This window comes from Streptomyces sp. NPDC020362, assembly GCF_040642095.1.
Classification (GTDB): domain Bacteria; phylum Actinomycetota; class Actinomycetes; order Streptomycetales; family Streptomycetaceae; genus Streptomyces.
Window position 1 is genome coordinate 1 of record NZ_JBFAET010000478.1, and the last position, 1423, is coordinate 1423.

At 78.4% G+C, this 1423-nt stretch carries 1 protein-coding gene; it reads left to right on the top strand.

The window, feature by feature from the left end:
• Positions 1–1423, top strand: a 1423-nt coding sequence (locus AB0H32_RS48350) for a DUF5682 family protein (RefSeq protein WP_361136129.1), incomplete at both ends; no start/stop codon positions are given.

Consider the following 1423-nt stretch of genomic DNA (forward strand, 5'->3'; position numbering starts at 1 on the left):
GGCCCGACCGCGGCGCAGGCCCTGCTCGGCCTGGAGCAGGCGGCGGAGTGCGGGCTTGCGGGGCTCACGGACGAGCGGCTCGCGGACATCGCGGATGTGCTGCCGAACTCCGGCACGCTGCCCGAACTCCTCTCGGGCCTCGCCCTGTCGGACCGCCTGCGCGCCGGGCACGTGGCGGGGCTGCCGGCCGACGAGGACCGTACGGCACGGGCGGCGGCCGTGGCCGAGCTGCTCACCGCCGCGGCTGTGCGTCAGGTCGACGGCCTCACCGGTTCCGAGGACCCGGCCGACGCCCACGCCCTGCTGGAACTGGCCCACCGGGCCGACCTGTTGGGGGGAATCCGGCTCACCGACGCGCTCGCCCGGCTGGCCGCCGAGGGGTCGCCGTTGATGCGCGGCGCCGCCGGGGCCGTCCGCGTGCTGCTCGGGCACGAGGACCCGCACGGCTTCGGTGACCGGGTGGCGTCCTGGGTGGACGGGGCCGGCGATCCCGAGTCCCGCTCGGCGCTCACCTCGCGGCTCACCGGACTGCTCACCGCCGCGGGGCAGTTGCTGGAGTCGGCGGCGCCCGCGCTGGAGCCGCTGCTGGGCCGGGTGGCTCAGCTGTCCGACCAGGACTTCCTGGACCGGCTGCCCGCGCTGCGGGGCGGCTTCGACACGCTCAGCCCGGCCGCGCGGGACCGGCTGCTGTCCGCCGTCGAGGAGCGCCTCGGCGAGCGTCACCTGGCCGACACCGGCGCCGTCGACCCACGTGCGCTGGCCGTCCGGACCCGGGCCGACCTCGCGGCCCGCGAGGCGCTGGACGCCTGGGGGCTCCTTCCGCCGCCCCGGCGACCCCAGGCACCCTCTGTCGTCGACGGCTCCGGCGACCCCGCCTCCGGCGGGAACCACCGGCTCGCCCCGGCCGACCGCTGGCGTCTCGTCCTGGGCCGCCGCACCGACCAACTGCCCACGTCCGCCCGCGCCCTGGCGACGGCGCTGGACGAGCTGTACGGCAGCGGACACGGTGAGGGCAGCCGGGGCAGCCTGACCGGTCCGGGGGACGGCGGCGGCCGGGAGGCCCCGTATCCCTCGGTGCGGGAGTGGTCCGAGGAACTGACGGCTCTGTTCGGGCCGGGCATCCGGGAGGAGGTGCTGGCGGCGGCCGCCGCGGCGGGCCGGGCGGACGTCTGTGCGGAACTCGACCCGGACTCCGTGCGGCCCTCCGTCGACCTGCTGCGTTCGGTGCTGCGGCATGCCGGCGGGCTGCCGGAGGCCCGGCTGGCCGCACTGCGTCCGCTGGTCCGGAGCCTGGTCGACGCTCTGGCCCGGCAGCTGGCCACGCGGCTGCGACCGGCCCTGCACGGCACCGCGCTGGCACGGCCGAGCCGCCGCCCGGGCCGCGGCCACCACCGCCCGCGCACGCAGCGGGCCAACCTGTCGA